Raw genomic sequence first — 23076 nt, 5'->3', positions numbered from 1 at the left:
GATTAATTTATTTTTATTGTTTTAGACATAAAATGAAGGACGAAAAGAAGACCTAATGCCCACACAAGAAGGGAAAGCACAGAAGCCAACTCATTTTGAAACAGGGCTCTCTGCCCTATAAAACTGTATTGGAAATCAGGAAGCTCTTTCCAGTGATCCTTGCTGATTGTATAAGGCTTATCATTATCCTGCTGCTTTTTATTGCTGATATTTTCCATCTGCAGTTTGTTCATCAGCTGCGCCAGTTGATACCTGTACACTTCCACCTGCTCCTGATAACTGATATAGGAATTAAAATCTGAGCCGGTAAGTGCTGTCGACAGGTCTTTAACCGCCTGAAAAGGATTTACAAAAGCCAGAGAACGGTTAATGCTGTTCTGCTCCTCATAAATATCAAGCTGTTTTTGCCAATGTCTGTTGTAGATTCCGGAGCTGATTTTTTCTCCTTCGGCCATGATATAACCGCTGTAATTAAAAGGCAGCTCTTCCACGGTTTTCACCTGATAGGCCTGCAGAAGGGAATCTTTTATTCGTTTGTAATAGATGTCATTCGGATTGTGGCTGTCTCCGGTTTTCACCAGCTCGTTTTCCACTTTGGTATCAAAATCTATTTTTGATGGCGCCGGATGCAGATACGCACCGAACGCCTGGGCTGTTCTTGGAATAATAACGATAAACAGCAGCCACAAACCGATCAGCTTGACTAAAGAAGATCTTGAAGTCCTGCTTACTGCAGATACCATCACGCAAACACTGCAGACAATAAAAAAGTAGATCAGGTAAGCTCCGGCGATCCAGAACAGACGCAGAAGTTCATCAACCGTGCTTTTAAAGCCAGTCAGAGAAAACCACATGGCCACTGTCAGGATCATCACCGGAACAAAAACCAGCCCAACCAAGCAAAGCAACCCCAGTATTTTTCCGGCCACCAGCTCTTTCCATCGTACACCCTGACTGATCAGTACTTTCAAAGTATTATTCTCACGTTCTGCCGAAATACAGCTGAATCCCAGGAAAAATATAAATAATGGAATCAGGGTCTGCAGGATCATTGCCGTACTTACTTCTCCGAACCTCAACATTCCTGACGAAAATCCGGCCTCTGAGAAATTAACAGTATTCTGCTTATGGGCTTCCAGAAATACTGAATTTCCCATATATCGTTCCAAACCGTAATCAAAAAAACTTAAAGGATATCGTGCCCTGAAGATCAGATAACCGTAATGAGCCATTCTGTGCGGATGTTTATCCGGCTTCCCTTCCCATTGATGCCGTACATCCACCTGATGTTTTACCCTAGTGTCTTCCTGCATTTTATAGTCCTGCCAGCCTGTATAGGCAGCAAACACAAACAGAAGGCTGAGGATCAGCAGAAGAAAAATGACCGCCTTATTCTGTAATGACTGTTTCCAAAGCTGTATTGAAATCAGACGGATAATATGTATTCTCATAATCTTAAAATTTAAAATTTATAAACTGCCGTGAGCACTGCATTTCTTGGGGCTCCGGGAAACAGACGAAGGTAGTTCTGCGCACCCAGCCAGTAGGTTGTGTTAAAAAGGTTATTGACATTGAGAGAAATTCTTACGGGTCCCTGTTTTGGGGTGTAATAAACAGCGGCATCAAAGATTGTGTACTCAGGGACTAGGAATGAACGGTTATACATCGGAACTTTATTGCCGCTGTACTGAATACCTAATCCTATTGCAATATCTTTCAGAAAAGAAGTTTCTCCAAAACTGTATTTCTGCCAGATATTGGCACTGTGAAACGGGGTGTTCTGTTTTCTGGCGCCTATCAGCGCAGGATTGATATCGTCAATAATTTTTGCATCATTGTATCCGTAAGAAGCAAACACCTGCCATGCCCGCGATATATTTCCGATAACATCCATCTCAAAACCACGGCTGCGTTCCTGCCCTCTGGTTATCAGACGGTCCGGCTCGGCGGGATCATTAGCGTTCAAAAGGATATTCCTCTGGCGAATCTCATAAACGGCAACATCAATATGAATTTTTTTATTAAAGAAATCGGCTTTCATTCCAACCTCTTTGGACTGGCTTCTCAAAGGTTCAAAAGCTCTGCCTTCAGGAATAACTACAGGAGCCAGCGAAGCTGTATTTGATTGTGGCTGGAATCCTTCGATATAGGAAGCATAGACATTGATACGATCATTCACATTATAAGTAAGCCCGATTCTTGGAATCAGCTTGCTGTCTTTGACAACAATTTCATTATTTTCTTTATAACGAGTAATATCCTGAAACCATTCCTGTCTGAGGCTTAGGAATAAATTAAACCGGTTCCATTTTATCTGATCCTGAATGTAAATTCCATTAGACCTTATCAGAGCCGGTGGCAACGCAGTTTTTGAAAATACATACTCATCAGTATTTTTTATACTGTAGACAGGATTGGCTAGATTGAAATGCTCTACATTCGGTTTAGGCATGGTAATTCCATTGACCGTCACCATCTGGTAATCACCTGCGTTCTGTGGATTATAGGAAGAAGCTGTTTTCCCGTTGGTCAGAAGATATCCTCTTGCCGTGTTCTGTGCTCCGCCCTTGTACTTATGCGTGCTGATAAAATCGTAGCCTGTCAGAATTTTGTGTTCAATGGGACCTGTTTTAAGATTAAACACCAGATAAGCATTGAGATTATCCGTATTCCAGAACTGGTTTCTCTGGACCATCTGCATTCCGGCCAACGTTGGAATAGGCTTGTTGTTCACATCTACAGCAAAAGCATTGGTTGTTCTGTGTTCCTGAAGATCTTCCTTCCAGGTTTGCTTCATATATGATGCATTGATGCTGATCTTATCGGTAATCCTGTGCGTAAAATTGGACATAATGATTAGTTCCTTTGATTTAAAATAATCATTAATAGCTCCAAGATTAAAGCTTATCGGAGTGCTCCGCAGATCTGTCATCCCGTCTACCGCTCCGAAAATGGGCTGTCCTCTGTCTATCTTACCGTTCAAGTCGCTGTAGATCATTTCTACATTGATTGCGGTCCTGTCATTCGGGATATAGGAAATTGAAGGAGACACCAGAACACTCTTCTGTGACTGAATATCCCTGAAACTCTGGGCTTGCGAATAGCCTGCATTAAATCTGTATAAAAGTGTTTTCTCCTTGTTCAACGGTCCTGTAAAATCCAGGGAACTTCTTATGGTGCTAAAGCTTCCTACGCTCATGGTCACTTCCCGGCTTGGGGTTTTCAATGGTTTTTTAGTCACCAAAACAATGCTTCCTCCCGGATCCACACTGGAAAGAACGGCACTGGCCGGACCTTTTATCACTTCTATCTTTTCAAGACTGGTGGTAATAGGCTGCATAAAATAATACTGCCTGGTCCGCATTCCGTTGATGATTGTTCCTTCTTCGTTCTGCGCAATTCCGCGGATGCTGAATTGGTTATAATAACTCACAGGAGTTACGCTGCTGGCCATTTTGACAGCATCACCCAGTTGAAAAGCCTGCCGGTCGTTGATCAGCTCCTTGCTCACTGTGGAAATTGAAAAAGGAATATCCTTGTTCTGAACCCCGATTTTAGTGGCCGAGAAAGAATAATCACTTTGATATTTTTTTGATGCCCTGCCTAAAATCTCCACTTCCTGAATCGCTCCAACCTTATACAGATGAATGACCAGTTTTTTGGTTAAAAACGCACTGTCCGCTTCGATCTGTTCGGTATAAGTATCATAAGATTCGGCATTGACACTGATGTCATAGGTTCCTTTTCTGACATCCGGTATGCTGAAATTTCCGTCATTGGATGTCGTTTCATATCTGTTTTCGTTGTTTTTAATAATGATTCTGGCATTTTTAAGCCTGTGATGATTTTCGCCGATCACTTCCCCCGACAATGTTTCCTGCGCACAGACCTTCACACTGGCGGCTGCCAGTGCTGCTGTGATATACAAATATTTCATTACCGGTTTTTAAATAGTTTCTAAGTAAATTTTCTGTAGCTCATCGGCAGTCACAGATTTAGCATCAAGGGTATGAACCAGTCTTCCTTCTTTCATAATGCCGATCCGCGTTCCCACATTCACTGCATTGAAAATATCATGGGTAGCCATGATGATGGTTTTCCCTTTTCCAGCAAGGTATTTACAGATCCTGGTGAATTCTGCAGTAGCTTTCGGATCAAGTCCTGAAGTGGGTTCGTCCATTAAAATGAGGTCTGCACTTTTTGCAACGGCGATGGCAATGGCTACTTTCTGGCGCATTCCTTTGGAATAGGCAGCCAGCTTTTTGTTATGAGCTTCCTTCTGAAGACTTGTGTTCTCCAGCAATATTTCCAGCTCTTCTCTGGAATACCTGAAACCTGCCATCTGACTAAAGAAATCTAGGTTTTCAATCCCTGTAAGATTAGGATACAGCTGTACAACTTCCGGAATATAGGCCGTGAACTTTTTGGTGGTTTCCCCATTGATTTCTACCGGAACACCTTTAATAAGAGCCTTACCGGAGCTTGCTTTTAAGAAACCTAAGAATATATTGATCGTTGTGGTTTTGCCGGCTCCGTTTTGTCCGAGCAGACAGAAAATTTCTCCTTTTTGTACGGATATATTGAGTCCGCTTAGCGCAGTGACATTATTGTACTGCTTACTAAGCTCAATAGCTTGTAATATTGACATGAAAATGTATTATGTAATTAAATAATTAAAAAAAGTTCAGCCCGCAAAAGAAGGCATGGGATATTTAAAAATTATAATACAGCCGGCGGGCCTCTGTCCGAAAGGGAAAAAAGCGTGTAAGAAAATAGAAATTCGGGAGAAGAAAAGATCTTTCCCGTGATTTTTGATACAGAAAAAACAGCCGTGTAAATCTTTCCAATCCCACCTTCACCCAGCAGTTTATGGTGGCAGATGGGACACTTGGTATCACATGACGAAAAGGCCTTTTTGAAAATCTTTACATTCTCTCCTTTGGGCTGCTGAAAAGTATTTCCTGCATTCTGGCTGTGAAGAAAGTGATGGTGAAGATATTCCGCCGGAGAAACAGCAAAGGCATAAACGGCAATAAAAATTGCCGTCAAAAAGTTTTTAAAGTGCCTTGTGACTCTCAATGAATAGATTTGCTGATTGAAATTGAATGCTGCGAAATTAAAAAATATTTAATTAATATAGGGTTTTACTGAGATTAATTTCAAAAATTTTCCGGAAATGAGGTTGATTTTATCATTTTTAAGATTGTTAAATATACGCCCCTTATATAAATATATATTTGATGGTCTGCTTTTACACCATTACTCATCCTCAAATGTGTTTATCAATTCTCTTCCTGATTTCTTTCTCACCTCAACTCCTTTGCTCTTCTTCCTGCATTTTCCAGCAGGGCAAGACTTTCCGGCGTGACCCGGTCTGCAAAAACGATCCGGAAATGATGACTGTATTCATCTGTTAATGAAAATGTATTTCCAGGCGTGAACAGAATTTTATTTTTGTCACAATAATCAAAAAATCTCTTCATATCAGTTTGTTCCGGGAGCTTCCCCCAAATGCTGTAACCTCCTTCAGGACTGTGAAAATAGGAATCTTCGGGAAAGCAGTGTCGTAAAGCTCCCAGCAACTCAACGGCCTGTTTGTTCAGTTGTTTCCGGAATGACCGAAGGTGTCTTTCATAACTGGTTCCCTGAAGAAGCTTCAGCATCAGTTCCTGATAAATAGGGGCAACTGATCTTCCCAGGACAAACCTCGCTCTTTCCGAGCGGGCATAAAAACGTCCGGTATGCAGCCAGCCCAAACGGATACCCGGCGCCAGCGTTTTTGAAAATGAAGAATACGTCATCACCAGTCCTGAATCATCAAAGCTTTTGATGCAGCGTGGCCTTTTACCACCAAAGTAAAGATCACCGTAGATATCATTTTCAATAATCGGAACCTGATAGAGAGATGCGACAGACAAGAGTTCTCTTTTAGCATCATCATTCATTATGATACCTGTCGGGTTGTGAAAATTGGGTGTTAGCACCACGGCTTTTATATCATTCGAAGTACAGACTTTTCTGAAATATTCTGTATCAAAACCGTTTTCGTAATGTACAGGGATTTCGATTATTTTAAGGCCAAGGTTCGCCATAACCTCCAAAACGGAGAAAACACAGGGACTTTCAACAGCTACAATATCTCCGGGATCAGTTACCGCTCTTAATGCTATTGTCAATGCCTGCAGTGCACCATCCGTAATGATAAGTTCATCAGGATTCATTGAACATCCGTGAGCCGTCATGTGTTTGGAAATCTGTTTTCTCAGTTCATATAATCCATTTAACGGATAATAACGTAATAATGCAGCTCCTTTTTCGCGGATCACTTCCTGCATCGTTCTGAGGATGAGTTTTTGTGGGATCAGAAGATCTCCCGGTGCTGCCATATTGAAAGAACTGGATTCGGAAGGCTTGTTTCTGGCAGAAGTCAGCATCACATTTTTTGCGAATACAGCATCTCTCACAACAGGAATCAGCCCTGTTCTTGCTTTCGAAATACGGCCTTCTGCAACGGAGGTTACAAAATATCCTGAGCGTGGACTGCTTTCTATCAGCCCTTTCATCATCAGATATTCAAAACCGCTTTGAACGGAGCTTGTACTCAGCTGATATCTGTTTTTGATCTCGCGTACGGAAGGCAGACGTTCTCCTTTCAGCAAAATCTTACTTCTGATCTGTTCTTCAATAACCGATGTAAAAATTTCATATTTATAGGATCGCATCATCATTTCGCCAAACTGTACCGTACAAATTTATAAAATAAATCACTGTACCGATTAAATTAATGAAAACTGTATCCTTTTCGAATCCCAATAATCTTCTAATTTTGAATAAAAAAGATTCATGAATATAATTTCAAAATTTACGGTGGGTTCTGAGGAGGGAATTTCTGATCTTATAACCATTATTGATTCTTCAGTTTATGCTATGCACAGGGAATTGATTCCTGAGGAGGACATCAAAAAATATATTGAAACTGATATTGATCCCAGAAAAATGATCAATGACCTTAATGACCTTTCCAACCAGCTTATTATAGCGTATGCGGATGATCAGCCAGCCGGTTACAGTATTCTGAAAAGCGGTTCCGGACATCCTGCCCTGCCTGTAGAGAAAAAAGCTATAGAAATCAGCTTTGTGATCCTTTCGGAATTCGATTCTCCGGAAACGAGGGAATCGCTTTGGAAAAAATGCAGATCTGCAGCCAGCTTTACAGATATTATCTGGATTAATATGATGGTTCATGATCCGCTTTTAGAATTTTTAAAGGAAACAGGTTTTACCAATGTTGCTGATGCTGTAGCCGGACCTTTTAAACTTCCTTCTCAAATACTAAAATTCGAAATGATTAAAGGTTAGATTCTCACACAAGAAAAAACCTTAATGGTTCAATTTTTTTGTCATCTTTATAAAATCTCTTTTTTTGTATTAACAACGGATTACGTATCTTTGATTTTTATAATTTCTTTATCATGAGTGATCAGCTTGAAACTATTGAAGATTATTACAGACGCATCCGGAACAATCAGATAAAAATGTTTGATTCTGATGATTTTGAAACAGGAAAGTCGCATTTCAATGTTTCTCTGCGGAAGTACTGTAGTTTTAAAAGTCCATACAACCGCCGTGATTATTATAAGATAAGCTTTATTATTGGAAAGGGCACATTCCAATATGGATCACATGAGCTGTATATTGACCGCCCTGCCCTCTTTTTTCCTTCGCCTAACATCCCGTATTCATGGGAGTGTGACGGAGATCTTCAGGAAGGCTATTTTTGCCTGTTCAATCAGGAGTTTTTTAGTGGAAATACTGAATTCAACCTGTTTAAGAAGACCTCATTGTTTAAAGAATGGAGCAAGCCTATTGTTTTTTTAACGGATGAACAGACTCAGCTGGCTACTCTTTATTTTGAGCAGATGTATAAGCTGAATAACTCAGCATATCCGTTCCGGTGCAGCAGTATTAAAAGCCATCTGGCTTCTGTGATGCACCTCGCTTTAGAGAACCGTGTAGATGATATTAATCCCAATGAACTTCCGGCTAATATCCGTTTATACCGTCTATTTGATGAGCTGCTCAATAAGCAGTTCCCTTTGGACTCTCCTGCTTATCCGCTCACTCTGAAAACTGCCTCTGACTTTGCAGATCAGCTTAATGTGCATGTCAATCATCTGAATTCATCGGTAAAATCAGTCACTCAGCTTACCACGACTCAAATTATTAAAGAAAGGGTATTTGAGGAATCTAAAAATCTTTTGAAATATACTAACTGGGATATTGCTGAAATAGGATATACTTTGGGATTTGACCAACCTTCCCATTTCAATAATTTCTTTAAAAAACATGCCGAGGTTTCGCCCTTAAAATTTAAAAATGCATTTTAAATCTTTGATTTTTGCAATTTTTACTTTGTCTTTTAAAATTGTATTTCTGTATTTCCGGCTTATTTTTGCCTAGTAAAATAACGAACGAATATGTTGTTGAAAGAAGCATCTGAAAAAAGAATCAGATTAATCACCATTATGGCTTTTGTGTCGATTCCGCTTTCGGGATTTGTCACTGATATTTATTTACCATCATTCCCATCGATGGCAAAGGAGATGCAGGTCTCTGAAAAGGACATCCAGATCACTTTAACGTCTTACTTACTTAGCTATGGGATATCGCAGCTTTTTGTCGGGGGAATCCTGGACAGTATCGGGCGATACCGTCCTAAACTGATCGCACTGTTCTTACTTATCATCAGCAGTATTCTGATTACAATGACCGACAGTATTCTGCTGATCTGCCTGCTTCGTATTCTTCAGGGAGCTGCAGTTTCCGTACTGGTTGTTGCTACCCGGGCTATTTTTGTGGATCTTTATGATTCTGAAAAAGTAAAACACTATCTGAGCTATTTCACGATCGTCTGGTCGTGCGGGCCTATTTTAGCACCTTTTTTGGGCGGATATCTTGAAAAACTCTTTAACTGGCACGCCAATTTCCATTTTCTGGCTTTGTATGCGGGAGCCCTGTTTGTATTCGAATGGTCTTTCAGTGGTGAAAGCTTACCGGAGAGAAAGAAACTTAATCTTTCTGAAAACATCAGTCTATACAAAATGATGCTGAAAAACAGAATCTTTATGCTCGGAATTTTTATTTTAGGACTAAGCTACTCTATTGTGATGCTTTTCAATATTACAGGTCCTTTTATCATTGAAAATACGTTTCATTTTACCCCTGTAGTTATTGGATACTGTACCCTGATCTTAGGATTTTCATGGATGATTGGCGGTTTTATAGGAAAACGAAGACTGAAGCTTGATTTTAAAGAGAGGATTTTACAGCCTATCATTTTACAGCTAATCCTGATTACCGGACTTATTGCAACGAGCTTCTATGCGGAAAGTCTTTTCATTATGGTACCTTTTGCGTTTTTTATTCATATCTGTTCCGGGATTTTGTTTACGTCATTTTTTACAACGAGTATGCTTTATTTCCCTAAGAATGCCGGAACAGCAGGCGGACTGATGGGTGGACTGGTCTATGTGATCACATCTATTACAAGTTTTATTATTTCGGTCAGTGGAACCGTCACGGAACAGGATGGTCTTGCCTGGCGTTATCTGGCGATTGCCATTATACTTTTAGGAATTATTCTGGTTATGCACCAGGCCGTTAAAAAAGAAGAAGCAGAGAATTGATCTCTGCTTCTTCTTTTCAATAAAACCTTATCAAATGACTCATCCTCAGGATCTTACTTTTTAATAAAAGCAATGGCATCTACTTCTATCAGCATATCATCTAGTGCCAGCCTGGGAACCGGAATTAAAGTACTTGCCGGAAATTCGTTATTTTTCCATACTTTATGCATTTCCTCTGTCCATATCTTAAGTTTCTCCTGATCATGATCAACAATTAAAATCGTAATTTTAAGAACATCATTAACTCCTAACCGGTAATCAGCAAGTGCGGTTTCCAAATTTTTCAGGGAAAACCTAACCTGAGTTCTGAAATCTTTGGAAAGATGGTGCTCTAAGCCTTCCCCTCCACTTTGTCCGGATACAAACACATATTTTCCTTCAGCTTCATTTGTTGTAGCGTGAGAAAAAGCAAAAGGAGTCGGATCAAAAAGGCCTTTTGGATTTTTGTGGACAATAGTGGTTACATTGGTTGTTTTTTTTGATTTATGGTGATTTGTATTTTGTGAAAAAGCCAAAAATCCCATACAAAGGGTGGATAAATTAAATACTATACTTCTCATGATATCTATTATTTTATTCTGAAATATGAAGCAAATATAGATTTCAATATTTTCAGAAAAATAAACATATGTTGAAGTTTTTAGCTTTTATAGACGGTATATTTACCAGTTTTTTTTAGGAATAACGGTAATACATGATCTGGCATATATATTGGGTACGCTTCATAAATAAGAAGAGCAGTTTAAAGTAAAAAGCACAAATGCAATTTAACTAAATATTACAGATTCTCATAAGTCTGATCTATTAAAAAAGATACCGCTTTTTTGATTTTATCGCGGCCGTCATCAGTATTAAGATCTATACCGCAAAACACACTGCCATTTACGGAAGCATACATATTCAAGTAATAAAGGCCTGAAACTAAAATGGCCGCTATTGCACGGAAATCCTGCGAGCGTTCTCCGAAATGAGGATCAATAACTAACTTAAAAAGAGTTCCCCCGTTTTCTTCCTGCATATTAGTCAGCTTTGTCAGGGATTTGCGAGACTCAGACAAGCGCCACAATAAAAGTTTCTGCAGCTCCTTGTTGCTCTGCACGTAATCAAATTGCTGCAGTAACATTGCTTCAGTAAATGCTTTCCCTCCGTCTTTTGGATCGGGCATCATGGTTTCGGTGGTTACGTTGCTCCAGTAATCCTGGGACCGGATATATTCATCCATCAGGCCATCCATTCCGCCAAAATAGGTATAGATCATTTTTTTATCTACTCCGGCTGTGGCTGCGATATCGTTTATCTTCAATGCCGCATATCCTTTCGTTTTCAATATCTTTCCAACAGCATCCAAAAATTTCTTTTTACTGCGTTCCTTGTTCCGGACATTTCCTGCAGCTGATTTTCTTTCCATAGCTAAACATTCGATTATACAAGTTTAAGGAAATTTTAATTATTTTAGACACTGAATAGTGTCTTGTTTTGTATATTTGCGGAAACTAAACCATTCAATATATATTTAAACAGTATTTAGGTTGGAAAAACTAAAACAATTCAGGTCGTATCATTGTGTATTTTGGGCAAAAAGGATTTCAGATATAGAAAAAAGCGAGCTGATGATAAACACAGATTTCATCTTACATTCTCATTCCGGAAGGCTGTACAAATGCTGATTTTATACATTAACCGATCAGAATTCCAAATTTTGGACAGGTCAATCAATAAAAACTTCCCGGCAGCCAACTGCAGATAAAGTTAATTGAATGATCTTACCGTAAAAATGGAATCAGTTTATTTCCTCAGTTTAAGGAGGCTTTAGAAATAATGACAAGGTGAGATGATGAAGAATGATTATTGGATTACAACTGATGATGTAAAATTCGTTGTTCCTGTAACAAAAGATGATTTCGAATCTAACAGCTAAGGTAAAAACACTAAATGTAAAAGAGACTGCCTCACTTTTGAGACAGTCTCATTTTAATTATCTTAAGTCTGCTGGTGTGGTCAATTTATTAGGAAGTATACTTTTATATAAATGATTTGGTATTAATTTATTTATCCTACCACTACCACGGCACAAGCCAAAACTATCTCACCACTGAATATTCTTTCTTATTTGAAAGGACATCCAGCATTACTTTTGCAATTCTGGCTCTTTCAACCTCTGAAAGATTAGATCCTGAAGGCAGGCATAAGCTATTACCAAACAGGGTCTCTGCTACTTTTCCACCATAATACGGTGCGTCTTTAAATATAGGCTGCAGATGCATTGGTTTCCAGATAGGACGGGATTCAATGTCTTCTTTCAGAAATGCCAGACGCAAATCTTCATGGCTTTTTGATGATTTAGTCTTGGTATCATCAATTGTAATAACGGATAACCAGTGATTGCTGTAAAAATCTGAATCAGGTTCTGAAAATATTTTTACTCCTTCTATATTTTTACAAAGTTCTGAATAAAAACTGTGCATTTTTCTACGTCCCTCTACCCTCTCATTCAACACTTCCATTTGCCCTCTTCCGATTCCTGCGCTGATATTACTCATTCTGTAATTGTATCCAATTTGGGAATGCTGATAATGCGGGGCATTGTCTCTAGCCTGTGTAGAGAGAAATACAGCTTTATCTTTATCTTCCTGGGAATGGCATACCAATGCGCCACCTCCGGAAGTCGTAATAATTTTGTTCCCATTGAATGACAAGATACCAAAACGGCCAAAAGTTCCACAGGCTTTTCCTTTATATTTGGAGCCTAATGATTCAGCAGCATCCTCAATTAAAGGAATATCATACTCTGCAGCAATTGATAAAATTTCATCCATTTTTGCAGGCATTCCGTAAAGGTTAACGACAATAATAGCTTTGGGCTTTTTGCCTTTTGAAATTCTGTCTTCTATCGCCTCCTTTAAAGCCACCGGACACATGTTCCAGGTATCTTTTTCGGAATCTATAAAAACGGGTACGGCTCCCAGATAGACAATAGGATTAGCAGAGGCAGAAAATGTCATCGACTGACAGATAACCTCGTCTCCATGAGTGACATCGCACTCAATTAATGCTAAATGTAAAGCGGCAGTTCCTGCAGAAAGTGCAGCTACTTTTACATCTTCATTTAAGAATATTTCCAAATCTTGTTCAAAACCATCAACATTCGGTCCTAAAGGGGCTACCCAATTTGCGTCGAATGCTTCTTTAATGTATTTTAATTCATTTCCTCCCAAATGGGGAGATGACAACCACACTTTTGATTTCATATTTTACTATTCTAAATTTTACTAAATATTTAAACTTCTACTTTTTATTACTTTACCCGGATTTCCTACTACTGTAGCACCATCCGGTACATCGCTAATAATGACAGCTCCTGCACCAATGGTACACCACTTGCCAATTTCTATTCCCTGTATCACACTGGCCCCAATTCCAATATGAGTTCCTTCCCCTACGTATACGTTTCCGGCCAGCGCCACATTGGGAGATACGTGGACAAAATCTTCGATTATACAATCGTGATCAATAGAAGCATTGGTATTAATAATACAGTGCTTCCCTATCTTTACTGCTGCATTTATAGTAACACCGGGCATAACGATAGTTCCTTCTTCTATTTTTAATCTCTTAGATAGTATCGCCTTGGGATGAAGGAGGGTAACATAATTGAAATGCTCACCCCGATTAACTACTCTTTTCCGCAACCTGTTATTACCTATAGAAATAAGTACTTCTATATCATAGGGCGGAGCTTCGTGAATAACAGTATAATTCAACACTCTCTCCTTCGACGGATTTTCGTCGATATAGGCTTCAATATTATAACCGCATTCTTCGGCGATTTCAGCCACTACTTTGCCATGACCACTTGCTCCGTATAAATACATATTCTGTCTACATTTAATTTAAATTAATTATTTCCTGTAAAAGCTTCTACCGTAGCCTGATCAGCCTGGTTTATGCCTTCCTTTTTTATTACTTTTTTTAAAGTAAGGAACATTACTTTGCAATCTGTTGCAAATGATACATTCTCTATGTACCAAATATCTAATTCAAATTTCATCGTCCAGGAAATGGCATTTCTCCCATTCACCTGCGCCCAGCCTGTAATGCCAGGGCGTATATTGTGTCTTCGTCTTTGAGATTCATTATATAAAGTCAGGTATTGTGGCAACAGAGGTCTTGGACCTATAAGCGCCATGTCTCCTTTCAATACATTAATCAGCTGCGGAAGCTCATCCAGGGAAGTCTGACGTATAAAACTTCCAACACGTGTTAAGCGTTCCGAATCAGGCAAATAATTACCCTTTGCGTCTTTTTTATCATTCATTGTCTTAAACTTGATGATATTGAATATCTTCTCGTTTAATCCCGGTCGTGCCTGCAAAAAGAATGGTTTACCCTGATTTGCGAAATACAGAAGGACCATAACCACAATGAAAACAGGTGATAACAAGATTAGTCCTATTAGCGCAATCAGAAAATCTATAATCCTTTTAAAAAAAAATTTATACACGGTAATCTTTTTCTTTAATTAGTTTTTTGTATTCACTCAATAAAGCTTCCCAAATGACAGACTGCTCGTAACGAGATTCTATCATCGGCCGGGCATTCATCTTTAATTTCTGATAATAATCAGTGTCCGATTTCATTCTTTCCATTGCCTCACCAAGCTTCTCACTGTTTTTCACCGGAACAATTACTCCATTCTGGTCTTCTATAATAATTTCGTTGCATCCGTTGATATCAGACACTATACTCGGCAATTCCATCGCTCCCGCCTGTATCACTACATTTGGAAATCCTTCCCGATAGCTTGGAAAGACCAATGCATCAGAAATAGCAAAATAAGGACGGACATCTTTCTGAAAGCCTACAGATATGATATCCGGATTATTTTCAATTTCTTTTAATGTATCCGGATGCAGAGGATCCAGTTCCTGTTCCAGAGTACCAACCAGTAATAATTTGCAGTGGCGCTGTGGATTTTCTTTTTTGTTTATATGAGAAAAGGCTTTAACCAATTCATTAATTCCCTTATCTCCTACCAAACGTCCTACGAATACAAAAACAAAATGTGCATCTTCTATACTCAGTTCTTTTTTTAAAAGCGTTTTCTGTGCTTCGGTAATCTGGTTGGGCGAAAAATGTTTCAGATCGATACCGTTCACATTGCCATTTCCTATAACTTTTAAAGATTTTGAGGTGATTTTGTAATCAATTAAATCTTTTCTCACTCCTTCACCTTCCGGATAAATATGGGTGGCTGCCGAACATAATAGCTTATCCATACTGATGAGAAGTTTCTGCATCATCCCTTTTCTGGTCGGGAAAATAAGCCCGGTAAAGGTGTGGATACGGATCGGCACTCCTGCCATTTTCCCTGACAGCATGGTTAAAAGCCCGGCCTTGGGTGTTATGGAATGTACAATGACCGGTTTTTCTTTTTTTAAAATTTTATATAATTTATAGAGAGAGGTAAGGTCTTTTAAAGGACTTATTCCTCTTTCCATATTTACTTCAATCGTTTTTATACCTTCTCTCTGTTTTACTTCGTCAAGAAGCTGGCCTTCTGAAGATATACCTATAATATCATAAAATTCACTTAAGAACTTCAATTGCCCTTTTAATAAAACATTCAAAGACAATGGTATTGTTGATGTCCGAATTATTTTCATATTAGTATAAGGATTGAATATCTTTTATTAATCTGTTCCTGCTGTCTGTCACCAGACTCATGGATTGTTCCAGCTGTGATTTTATATCATCATATTCTGAAATAGCTTTATCAAATTTGTTAATCAGCCAATCCGACTCTACATCCTGAATCTGAACCACATAATCATCCAAATTAAAATCTCCCATTATGCCCAGAGCTTTGTTACCTCCATATCCGATAGCAATGGAAGGAACCAGAGATGTCAATGAAAATATAATGGAATGAAAACGTGTGCCTATGAAAAAGTAAAAATTAGAATAAACCGCTTTCAATATATCACATGATAAATTTTCGTTGATCCAGATGATATTAGGATCCTTAATCTTTTCCAACAAATCTTTTATGGCATTACGATCGTCTTCGTGGGAATTCGGCCCTAATGACTGATTACATAAAGCGACCTTATACCCTTTACTCAACAGATGCTTTGTAAGATCTGCAACTGAGTCGATGTATTTTTTGTACAGTTCTTCCGGGTTTGATAAGCCGGGAAAGCGCCAGGGACGGATCGTCACTCCTACAATTTTATCTTCTGGTGTTAAGTTATATTTCTGTAATATCTTCAGGGCTTCTTCCTGGCTTCCTTTTTCTAAGAAGAACCCAAGATCCATTTCTACCTGAATATTTTTTTCCAATAACTGGCCTAAGCTTTTTGAAGAAACATTCTCACGTGCATACACCAAATCCAGTTGATTGAATACTGTACGTACCTGCTGCTTAACCGTTAATCCTATAAACGGGCCATATGAGTTGGGTAAAAAGACAACTTTCTTCCCCAACGCTTTAGCTAACCTAACATAGAATAAGAAATACCACATTAAGTAAGGTGCCGTTTTTTCACCGTAAGCATGAATAAAGCCTCCTCCTTTTACAAAAATGGTTTTTGCCTCATGAAACTGCTTAACGGTTTGATAGGTTTTATGATCAAAGGATTTCTTTACTTTCTCGAGGTCATTGCATATTTTAATTAAATGCCTTGTGTTTTTAAAGTCCAGCCCAGCATTTCTAATCTGCTTTAAAAGTTCAAATTTTGATTCTTTAATATGCTCTCCTGATTTATGCTGCCCTCGTCGGGGGTGTTTTAAAATATTATCTAATAATTTAAAGCCATGTTCTTCGGACTGTTTACACAACAATGCTCTTTCTTCGTCATTTTCACCGGCATCCAGTATATATACTTCGTCATACAGCCCTGTATCTTTGGCCAGCCTCCAGCTTTCCCAAACCAACGCCTGATCTCCCTTATTTAAATCTGTTACTCCTGGTACTATTATAGCATTATTCATTCTATATCAATTTTCCTTGTTTAATCCTGTGTGTGTTTTGCTTTACCTTACGGTTTATGTATATATTCAGTGCTATTCCAAAGGGAATTGCGATGAGGGTATATAGCTTATTGGGAGAGCCTTTAAAAAAATTCCATTTTTTAGCAAAAAGGCACGAAGATATATAGTGTACTGAGTTCTTTAGCACTATTTTTTTGTTTATCCCATACTTCATTTTCATTTTCCTGTATTCAATAAATGAGTTGGGACTGTCTTTATATCTCTTGTACAGTCCGTTGGATAATCCATCTTGCTGGTATTCTATGATACAGTAGATCTCGTTTGAGAGGAGAAATTTATAGTCCTGATCTATCAGTGTAAATATCCAGCTTACCTCATGAAAAATTTCATTTTCAAAATAAGGGTATGGCAGATACTTTTTATATATTTCCGTATCAAAAATATATTTCTTGTCCCCTTTGATTTTATAGTGATCTACTAATTCAGAATAGGTAGATTCCTTTATATCTGGTAAATGTTCTCCTGCTACGGAACCGTCTTCATAGGCATCCAGACCAATAATTCCTGCGGAATTGCTTTTTCTATTGGCTTTCCAGAATTTTAATATTTTTTCAATGCCGTTATCAGGAAGATAATCATCAGAGTCTATACAGGTAAATAACTCAGTATCTATATAGTTCAGAGCTAATATCTGGGCTGCCAGCTTCCCTTTATTCTTCTGATAATAATACTGTATTTCGATTCTGCCTTCTTCTATCCATTTTTCAACCTGTGCGGAAGTATTGTCGCTGGAACCATCGTCTACAATAATCCACTTAAAATCCAAACTGCTTTGGTTGCACAAAGAATCATAAAGCCTGATCAGCGTTTTTTCTCTATTAAAGGTTGGCGTAAAAACAGTAATTGATTTCATGATTTACCCAATTTTTTAAAGATTTTATCAAATTCTTCCACCTGGTTTCTTTTACCATAATTATTGACGATCAATGATTTCCCATTGTTGGCAATAAACTGGTAAAGCTCTTTGTCATTATAAAGTTTACAGATATATTCATAATAGTCATCTACATTATTGTGAGTGGCAATATATCCAGTAAAATTGTGAAGGATATAATCTGTAACTCCTCCTACCGGATTGGCAATAACAGGTATTTCAAATGCCAAAGCTTCCATGATTACACGAGGTAATCCCTCTGTATCGGAAGGGTGTATTAAAATATCGCTGTTTTTGAAAATGCTGTAGGGATCTTTTTGATTGAGCAAGATCTCTACATGATCATCAAGCTTATATTGATTGATCTCACGACGGATTTTGTTTAAAAAAATCTCTGAAACAGGGCTATCATAAACAGCTCCCATTAAGATTAATTTAAAATTAATGTTATTATCTTTTAATCTCCTGGCTAAAGAAATTGATAAATCCTGCCCTTTTGCCGGTAAAAAACCACCACAATGTAAAATCACCATGGGATCAGTATCCTTCCTTTCTGTTTTTTCTTTTCTGTACTGATCCACTTTTGCTAAATCAATAGCATTCGGCACTACAAAAATTTTTTCTAAAGGGGCCAACCCTCCTGTATAAATAGCCTGTCTTGTGGATTGGGAAACTCCGATAAAATAATCGGAATTGTACTTAAACATCAGCTTTTTAAGAAAACCTATAGAGTTGTAAGCAAACCAGCCCCGTGCAAAATAAGCTATCTTATAGTCTTTCCCTTTCTTTAAAATGGAATTGGTTTTAATGTTATTGACAATAATTACATCCGGCTTAAAAGTATTTTGAAATTTTTTGAATTCTTTTTTCAGCCTGATCCAGTCTAATAAAAATAAAGTGATATTTATACTTATTTTAAAGGGATTTCTAGTACTGAAAATCGCAATAGGGCTATCATTTTTCTTTAAAATCTTTATCGGGATTTTATTGGCTTTTACATCTTCAGTAAATTCATTGCAACTACCCCAGAAATCTACGATCACCGAATTATGCCCCTCTTCATTTAGTCGTTTTGCCAATTCAATCGTACTCTTACGGGCACCACCATGAATTTGAACGGCTTCAAGGAAAATTATGTTCATTTTTATATCACTTTCATTATATGATTAGATAAAATTCGGTTATTAGTTTTTAGCTGAGTTTTAACTTGAACAAAACAACTACAATATTTCAGTGCTATAAAGCCTAAAATATTGTCATTATTCTCAATAATAAAAATGATTTTTTTTCAGATCTGTGTGTTCAGATATCAAATAGTGTTGTAGTAAATTTTATCTTTAAAATAATATAATTATGTGAACTATTTGTTACAATAATTGAATTATTGATGAATTTTTCACTACATAATACAAATATACAAAAAAATAATATGTCACGAATCTTTGAATCAAAGTTTATATTTTATTAACTTTTAAATAGAAAAATTCCGTTTATTTTACATCGCTACTTTTATTATTATTATAATCAGATAAAAATTGATTTAAATTAGTTGTAGACATTCTTGAAGTAGTTGATTTATTAAACTTCATATCCTCTAACGTTAAGCTTACATTGCTTTTTTTACCTTCATAGTTTCTGATAAACACCTTATTTGGTGAGGTATAATTGGAATTACTTATTACAATTTTACCTTTAATCGGTTGTGCATAATTTAGTTTATTTCTAGTAATGCTAAGACCTAAAGCAATTCCTGAACTAATATCAGAATGATTATTTATTTTAATTGAAATAGGCTTACTACTGCCATTTAAATTACCTGTTGAAATAACAATTCCATGCACCGCATTATTTTTAGTGATAATATTGTCCAATATCACATTTGTTATTTCATTATTACCTGAGTTCGGTTCAATATCAATACCACTTTGCGGATTATGGCCACTTGTATTGCTTATCGTAGTATTTTTTATGGAGATATTAATTCCTGATATGATAGAAATTCCATTTCTTCTGTTATCATTTATAATTCCTCCACTTACAGATATATCTTTTGGAGCAGTAGTTTCTTGGCCAATATAAATGCCATCACCCCAAAATTTTGAAATCATAGGTTTAAACAAGTGAATATTACTGCTTGATTTTATTGATACCCCATTCCCCCATTCACCTTCTTTTGACCGATGGGTATATTTATCTCCCTCTATATTTAAAAAAAAGATATTAACATTAGTAACGTTATTTATACTAATTGCTTTATAAGCTGGTTTACTACTGCTCTTCAGAATAATTTTTGAATTCGGCTGAAACAAAATATTTTGGTTCGAGCGTAAATTAATTCCTTTATCAGAAATCAGTACCGGAAAATTTGGAAATATCAGCTTTGTATTCTCGTCAAGAGCTTTCTGAATCAAATCCGTATAATCCGTTCCTCCTTTTCTATCCAGATTTTTGGGTAGTGAACTTTCAATATTAAATGCGTCTTTAAAGTATTGATCTTTAATACTCGCATATTCCTTAGTATTTGTATTTTGACTGAAACAGAAAAAAAATTGAAATACCGTAAAAAATATTATAGTTAGTTTATCCATTTTTTAATTATTTTTCTATTTGACGCTAATGTTAAAACATAAAAAAACAACACATAGGTAAGTTTAGTTAAGGGAACTACAATGTTACTTCTAGCAATATAAATACTAAACGAAAAGAATAATAGATATATAGCTACTAATAAAAAATTGGTACTATTATATCCCAATACATAAACCTCTATTTTTTTTGTGAGATAACCAAAAATGATAAAAATGACAATTACACCTAAAATACCAAAGTCCAGATAAACATCTGCAACTGCACTGGTTCCCACTCCCCATTTTGCATTGGATCCTAAAGACAGATATGTTAAGAATACTGATGACGAAAAAAAGTTAGTATCTATACCGAGCCTTGCGTTTAGGAAACTGTTTAACCCTGGTATAATAACTGAAAAATTCTGAAACATAAATAGACCATAAAAATGATCATATCTTGTTGGCACTTTATTAACAGCTGTACTAATTGTTAAAACAGAAGTTGCCAATTCTTTAGTCATTGGAAAGACTGAATCCGGATAATAGGTATTCTCAATTTTAGAATTAATTGCTGAATCCAGAGTTACCCCTGTTCTCCTTATCATTCCAAGAATTGTCATTAGCATAGATCCGATTATAATAACTGAAATAAGTTTAGATGAAGATATACTTACATTATTTAAATATATATATCCAAAAATTAAAGCTAATGACAAATAAATAATCGGGCCTCGGTCACCACTAAATAAGATTAGCATCAGATATAAAACAAAAAATATTAAGCTGTATCCGTATTGCTTTAAATAATTGTAAAAATTAGATTTTTTACCATTATTTATAATCATTATCAATATTATTGCTATAAAAGAAGTTTCAAATAATAACATTGAATATCCTAGCAAAAAGGAGGTCTTTCGGCCTGAACCGTAAGTATTAGCATCTAAAAAAGAAGAATTAATCTGCGACAGAAAGAAGAAGAAAGAAAGAACATTTATTACTTTCAAAGTTCGGATATTGATCATCTTTCTTAAAGGCTTTTCCTGTTGTATAATTACTTTTTTAGCTTCAAATAGGCTGGTTCCGAATAAATAACTATTCAATGCAATAGAGGCACATAAAAGTGTTTTTAAAATGATTCCCGAACGTATGAATAAATAATGATTGCTGGGCTCTAAATATCCTAATGCCAGATCAACAAAGGGCTGAAAACATACAATTAAAAATCCTATTAAAAATAAAACAGTAAATTTTACTTTATTATTTTTTAAATTGACATTTTTGTCCCTATCTATAAAAGCAAAACTGAATAAAGAAACTATATTCAAAATAATAATCAACCATAAAAAATCTTTATCGTAATAATCAGGATATCTCTTGGTAATAGAAAGATAAACCTCAAATAATAGTATTAGAAAAATAATTATTTTCTTTAACATCAATAAAAATTATTAATTAAACTTAATTTTTGATTTTATTTTCAAAATTATTTCTTTATCTATTAAAAAAAGTAACCCTAAAATTGAATAAATAATTATAATAATAACAGAACCCAAGATAAAATTAGTCATATCATTAAGACTAAAAATCATAATAAACTTTCGAGCTATCAACCCTGAAAATACTGCTATACAAATTATTGGTAGAATATCTTTTGCCTGACTTTTAAATTTATACGATGTGATTTTATTTACATATATCATATTTATAACACATCCTAATAAATTGGCAATTACTATAGAGAACAAGAATATATTTAAATCAAAGCTAACAGCGCCTAGAATAATTACAATTCCTACTATTTTTTTGATCACTTCTGATTGTAAAATAGCAGAGCCATTCCCTGTAGATTTCAATATATTCCGGCTCACCGTATCAATAATCAGCCCTACAGAGCTTAAACATAATATATTTAACATTTCAGCTGATTTACTCCATTGCTTACCTAATACGATAAAAACAACTTCATCTGAAAATTCGAATAAAATAATGAATAAGGGAAAAGAAATCAATAATATCAATTTCATTAATAAAGATGATTTCTTTTCAAATTCCGCTTGATCAGATATTTTACTTAACAATGGAAATACTATACTATCACCTAATGCTCTAAAAATGTTAATTGGGAAATCAACTAATTTTTTTGCCTGATAATAAAATCCTGTAATTAATAAGGAATAAACTTTTGCAATTAATGAGGAAACTCCTTCATTAAATACAACTATCAACAAAGACGAAGCAAAAATTTTGCTTCCAAAACCATACAACTCACTAAATGATTTTTTGTTAAACTTTATTTTTGGCTTGTATTTTACTACATTAAAAATAAGAATACAAAAAAATAAGTTGTAACATAACTGTTGTGAAATTAAAGCCCAGACTCCAAAACCGTAGTATGCTAAACTTATAGAAATAATTATAGAAATAAATAAAGCAACAATACTAATGATCGTTTGTTTTTTAAATTTCAGATCCCTTATCAAATGAACCTTTTGTGTCAGCGAAAAACCACTGATGATAATATTGAGTCCGACAATTCTTGTTAAACTTATAAGCTGTTCATTTTTATAAAAATCCGCAATAAAAGGCGCACAAATAAAGAGAATGATATAAAGAATACAGCTACAGGCCAAATTAAAAGTAAATATCGTGTTGTAATCTTCACTCGTTACATCTTTTTTCTTAACCAATGCCCCTCCCAAACCTGACTCCACAATCATCTGTGAAAAAGAAATAAAAATAGACAGGATTCCAATTAAACCAAAATCTGATGGTGTCAGCAGTCTAGCCAAAACTATAGTTGAAATAAAATACACTCCACTATATCCAAACTTCTCTAAAGAAACCCAAAACAAGCTTGTAAATGTTTGTGATTTTAAAATCCTGTTTACCATCATAATAA

General features: G+C 36.2%; 20 protein-coding genes. 3 read left to right on the top strand and 17 right to left on the bottom strand.

All coding sequences use genetic code 11. The features are described 5' to 3' along the window. Nucleotides 1-2 precede the first annotated feature (2 nt). The 5 genes from ACMGDK_RS00865 to ACMGDK_RS00845 form a co-directional block, all read right to left on the bottom strand. Nucleotides 3-1451, bottom strand: coding sequence for a DUF3526 domain-containing protein (locus tag ACMGDK_RS00865; RefSeq protein ID WP_436806184.1), 1449 nt, complete (start codon nt 1449-1451; stop codon nt 3-5). A gap of 11 nt (nt 1452-1462) precedes the next feature. Further along, a complete protein-coding gene (locus ACMGDK_RS00860; RefSeq protein ID WP_436806183.1) occupies nt 1463-3937 on the bottom strand; it encodes a TonB-dependent siderophore receptor in 2475 nt (824 codons plus the stop codon). Between the two features lie 9 nt (nt 3938-3946). Continuing rightward, nucleotides 3947-4648 (bottom strand): ABC transporter ATP-binding protein, encoded by a 702-nt coding sequence (locus tag ACMGDK_RS00855; RefSeq protein ID WP_436806182.1) that lies wholly within the window; start codon nt 4646-4648, stop codon nt 3947-3949. Between the two features lie 71 nt (nt 4649-4719). Beyond that, nucleotides 4720-5049, bottom strand: coding sequence for a hypothetical protein (locus ACMGDK_RS00850; protein ID WP_436806181.1), 330 nt, complete (start codon nt 5047-5049; stop codon nt 4720-4722). 257 nt (nt 5050-5306) lie between these two features. Next, complete coding sequence (locus ACMGDK_RS00845; RefSeq protein WP_436806180.1) at nt 5307-6728, bottom strand: aminotransferase-like domain-containing protein; 1422 nt, start codon at nt 6726-6728, stop codon at nt 5307-5309. Between the two features lie 115 nt (nt 6729-6843). On the opposite strand from ACMGDK_RS00845, the gene ACMGDK_RS00840 reads away from it, so the two are divergent. The 3 genes from ACMGDK_RS00840 to ACMGDK_RS00830 all read left to right on the top strand — a co-directional run bounded on the left by ACMGDK_RS00840 (nt 6844) and on the right by ACMGDK_RS00830 (nt 9686). Next, the gene (locus tag ACMGDK_RS00840) at nt 6844-7359 is read left to right on the top strand and encodes a hypothetical protein (protein WP_436806179.1); all 516 of its coding nucleotides are present in this window, start codon (nt 6844-6846) and stop codon (nt 7357-7359) included. Nucleotides 7360-7472: 113 nt separating this feature from the next. Next, nucleotides 7473-8387, top strand: a complete 915-nt coding sequence (locus ACMGDK_RS00835; RefSeq protein WP_436806178.1) for a helix-turn-helix domain-containing protein — start codon at nt 7473-7475, stop codon at nt 8385-8387. A gap of 93 nt (nt 8388-8480) precedes the next feature. Further along, a complete protein-coding gene (locus ACMGDK_RS00830) occupies nt 8481-9686 on the top strand; it encodes an MFS transporter (protein ID WP_436807240.1) in 1206 nt (401 codons plus the stop codon). A 53-nt stretch (nt 9687-9739) separates the two neighbouring features. Here the strand turns inward: ACMGDK_RS00830 and ACMGDK_RS00825 are convergent, their stop codons facing one another. From ACMGDK_RS00825 to ACMGDK_RS00770, 12 genes are all read right to left on the bottom strand, one after another. Then, a complete protein-coding gene (locus ACMGDK_RS00825; protein WP_436806177.1) occupies nt 9740-10246 on the bottom strand; it encodes a RidA family protein in 507 nt (168 codons plus the stop codon). A 218-nt stretch (nt 10247-10464) separates the two neighbouring features. After that, nucleotides 10465-11094 carry a TetR/AcrR family transcriptional regulator gene (locus ACMGDK_RS00820; protein WP_436806176.1) on the bottom strand — a complete coding sequence of 210 codons (630 nt, stop codon included), beginning with the start codon at nt 11092-11094 and terminating at the stop codon, nt 10465-10467. Nucleotides 11095-11767: 673 nt separating this feature from the next. Then, entirely contained in the window at nt 11768-12934 is a 1167-nt protein-coding gene (locus tag ACMGDK_RS00815) for an aminotransferase class I/II-fold pyridoxal phosphate-dependent enzyme (protein ID WP_436806175.1), read from the bottom strand. Between the two features lie 21 nt (nt 12935-12955). Beyond that, nucleotides 12956-13558 carry an acetyltransferase gene (locus ACMGDK_RS00810; protein WP_436806174.1) on the bottom strand — a complete coding sequence of 201 codons (603 nt, stop codon included), beginning with the start codon at nt 13556-13558 and terminating at the stop codon, nt 12956-12958. A 23-nt stretch (nt 13559-13581) separates the two neighbouring features. Then, nucleotides 13582-14187 carry a sugar transferase gene (locus ACMGDK_RS00805; RefSeq protein WP_436806173.1) on the bottom strand — a complete coding sequence of 202 codons (606 nt, stop codon included), beginning with the start codon at nt 14185-14187 and terminating at the stop codon, nt 13582-13584. Then, complete coding sequence (locus ACMGDK_RS00800; RefSeq protein ID WP_436806172.1) at nt 14180-15349, bottom strand: glycosyltransferase family 4 protein; 1170 nt, start codon at nt 15347-15349, stop codon at nt 14180-14182. The genes ACMGDK_RS00805 and ACMGDK_RS00800 overlap by 8 nt, the downstream gene beginning before the upstream one ends. Before the next feature lies 1 nt (nt 15350). Next, nucleotides 15351-16676: a polysaccharide pyruvyl transferase family protein gene (locus ACMGDK_RS00795; protein WP_436806171.1), complete on the bottom strand. Its 1326-nt coding sequence runs from the start codon at nt 16674-16676 to the stop codon at nt 15351-15353. A 1-nt stretch (nt 16677) separates the two neighbouring features. Further along, a complete protein-coding gene (locus tag ACMGDK_RS00790) occupies nt 16678-17589 on the bottom strand; it encodes a glycosyltransferase family 2 protein (RefSeq protein WP_436806170.1) in 912 nt (303 codons plus the stop codon). Beyond that, nucleotides 17586-18752, bottom strand: a complete 1167-nt coding sequence (locus tag ACMGDK_RS00785) for a glycosyltransferase family 4 protein (protein ID WP_436806169.1) — start codon at nt 18750-18752, stop codon at nt 17586-17588. Before ACMGDK_RS00785 ends, ACMGDK_RS00790 begins: the two co-directional genes overlap by 4 nt. Nucleotides 18753-19100: 348 nt before the next feature. Further along, nucleotides 19101-20198 (bottom strand): hypothetical protein, encoded by a 1098-nt coding sequence (locus ACMGDK_RS00780; protein ID WP_436806168.1) that lies wholly within the window; start codon nt 20196-20198, stop codon nt 19101-19103. Then, nucleotides 20186-21613, bottom strand: a complete 1428-nt coding sequence (locus tag ACMGDK_RS00775) for an O-antigen polymerase (protein WP_436806167.1) — start codon at nt 21611-21613, stop codon at nt 20186-20188. The genes ACMGDK_RS00780 and ACMGDK_RS00775 overlap by 13 nt, the downstream gene beginning before the upstream one ends. Nucleotides 21614-21625: 12 nt before the next feature. Then, on the bottom strand, nt 21626-23071 hold the full coding sequence (locus ACMGDK_RS00770; RefSeq protein ID WP_436806166.1) for a lipopolysaccharide biosynthesis protein: 1446 nt from the start codon (nt 23069-23071) through the stop codon (nt 21626-21628). Between the last annotated feature and the right edge of the window lie 5 nt (nt 23072-23076).

It is taken from the genome of Chryseobacterium hilariae (genome assembly GCF_051400735.1).
Taxonomy (GTDB): domain Bacteria; phylum Bacteroidota; class Bacteroidia; order Flavobacteriales; family Weeksellaceae; genus Chryseobacterium.
The sequence above is the reverse complement of the archived record's forward strand: the minus strand, read 5'-3'. Positions and strand labels throughout refer to the sequence as shown.

What these genes read in the sequence shown, in the direction of transcription:
- ACMGDK_RS00865 (WP_436806184.1), bottom strand. Translation starts at nt 1,451, where the DNA reads ATGAGAATACATATTATCCGTCTGATTTCAATACAGCTTTGGAAACAG.
- ACMGDK_RS00860 (WP_436806183.1), bottom strand. Translation starts at nt 3,937, where the DNA reads ATGAAATATTTGTATATCACAGCAGCACTGGCAGCCGCCAGTGTGAAG.
- ACMGDK_RS00855 (WP_436806182.1), bottom strand. Translation starts at nt 4,648, where the DNA reads ATGTCAATATTACAAGCTATTGAGCTTAGTAAGCAGTACAATAATGTC.
- ACMGDK_RS00845 (WP_436806180.1), bottom strand. Translation starts at nt 6,728, where the DNA reads ATGATGATGCGATCCTATAAATATGAAATTTTTACATCGGTTATTGAA.
- ACMGDK_RS00840 (WP_436806179.1), top strand. Translation starts at nt 6,844, where the DNA reads ATGAATATAATTTCAAAATTTACGGTGGGTTCTGAGGAGGGAATTTCT.
- ACMGDK_RS00835 (WP_436806178.1), top strand. Translation starts at nt 7,473, where the DNA reads ATGAGTGATCAGCTTGAAACTATTGAAGATTATTACAGACGCATCCGG.
- ACMGDK_RS00825 (WP_436806177.1), bottom strand. Translation starts at nt 10,246, where the DNA reads ATGAGAAGTATAGTATTTAATTTATCCACCCTTTGTATGGGATTTTTG.
- ACMGDK_RS00820 (WP_436806176.1), bottom strand. Translation starts at nt 11,094, where the DNA reads ATGGAAAGAAAATCAGCTGCAGGAAATGTCCGGAACAAGGAACGCAGT.
- ACMGDK_RS00815 (WP_436806175.1), bottom strand. Translation starts at nt 12,934, where the DNA reads ATGAAATCAAAAGTGTGGTTGTCATCTCCCCATTTGGGAGGAAATGAA.
- ACMGDK_RS00810 (WP_436806174.1), bottom strand. Translation starts at nt 13,558, where the DNA reads ATGTATTTATACGGAGCAAGTGGTCATGGCAAAGTAGTGGCTGAAATC.
- ACMGDK_RS00800 (WP_436806172.1), bottom strand. Translation starts at nt 15,349, where the DNA reads ATGAAAATAATTCGGACATCAACAATACCATTGTCTTTGAATGTTTTA.
- ACMGDK_RS00795 (WP_436806171.1), bottom strand. Translation starts at nt 16,676, where the DNA reads ATGAATAATGCTATAATAGTACCAGGAGTAACAGATTTAAATAAGGGA.
- ACMGDK_RS00790 (WP_436806170.1), bottom strand. Translation starts at nt 17,589, where the DNA reads ATGAAATCAATTACTGTTTTTACGCCAACCTTTAATAGAGAAAAAACG.
- ACMGDK_RS00785 (WP_436806169.1), bottom strand. Translation starts at nt 18,752, where the DNA reads ATGAACATAATTTTCCTTGAAGCCGTTCAAATTCATGGTGGTGCCCGT.
- ACMGDK_RS00780 (WP_436806168.1), bottom strand. Translation starts at nt 20,198, where the DNA reads ATGGATAAACTAACTATAATATTTTTTACGGTATTTCAATTTTTTTTC.
- ACMGDK_RS00775 (WP_436806167.1), bottom strand. Translation starts at nt 21,613, where the DNA reads ATGTTAAAGAAAATAATTATTTTTCTAATACTATTATTTGAGGTTTAT.
- ACMGDK_RS00770 (WP_436806166.1), bottom strand. Translation starts at nt 23,071, where the DNA reads ATGATGGTAAACAGGATTTTAAAATCACAAACATTTACAAGCTTGTTT.